The organism is Alistipes sp. AM16-43 (assembly GCF_003435745.1).
Lineage (GTDB): Bacteria > Bacteroidota > Bacteroidia > Bacteroidales > Rikenellaceae > Alistipes > Alistipes onderdonkii.
This window is the reverse complement of sequence record NZ_QTUQ01000025.1, coordinates 1-742: the sequence shown is the minus strand read 5'-3', so window position 1 is coordinate 742 and position 742 is coordinate 1. Positions and strand designations below refer to the sequence as shown.

Genomic DNA, 742 nt, shown 5'->3' with positions numbered 1-742 from the left:
TCAATGAGGCGCACTCGCAGGGGTTGCGCTCCGTAAGGTGCCACTGCAACGTCATGGCATGGGCCGAGAGCGAATCGGAGTTGAAGCGCATCCGCAACGACGTAGGGTCGCAGCTGGCCCTTATGGGCTGCACGCCGCGTCATAACACGGTGGACGTTCCGGTGCTGTTCTGGGCGGCGATTCCCGGCAACGAGGCCGACTTTCCCGCCGAGGAGAGTTTCTACACCTTCCTCGATCAGGCCCTCTGCCTTTTCAACGGGGAGACCAACTACCGCTCGTCGCTCTCGCCCTTCGGAATCAAGATGTCCGACCGCCTGTCGGGCATACCCCTCCATCTGGACATCTCGGACCTTCCGATGAAGCGCGGCGTCATCACGAATCGGAATAAATTTATCCTCGGACCGTCGGGCTCGGGCAAGAGTTATCTGACGAACCATCTGGTTCGTCAGTACTGGGAGCAGGGTTCGCATATCCTGCTGGTCGACACGGGCAACTCCTACCAAGGGCTCTGCTCGCTGATTCACGCCAAGACCAAGGGCCGCGACGGGGTGTATTTCACCTACACCGAGGAGGCGCCCATCGCCTTCAATCCCTTCTATGTCGAGGACGGAGTGTACGACGTGGAGAAGCGCGAGTCGCTCAAGACGCTGCTGCTGACCCTTTGGAAACGCGAATCCGAGGAGCCGACGCGCTCGGAGGAGGTGGCGCTCTCGAACGCCGTGAACCTCTACCTCTCGAAGCT

1 protein-coding gene is annotated in these 742 nt (G+C 60.5%); it reads left to right on the top strand.

Features of this window, described 5'->3' with window-relative positions:
* The coding region (locus DW189_RS14190; RefSeq protein WP_117508607.1) for a TraG family conjugative transposon ATPase at positions 1-742 on the top strand (742 nt) is incomplete at both ends.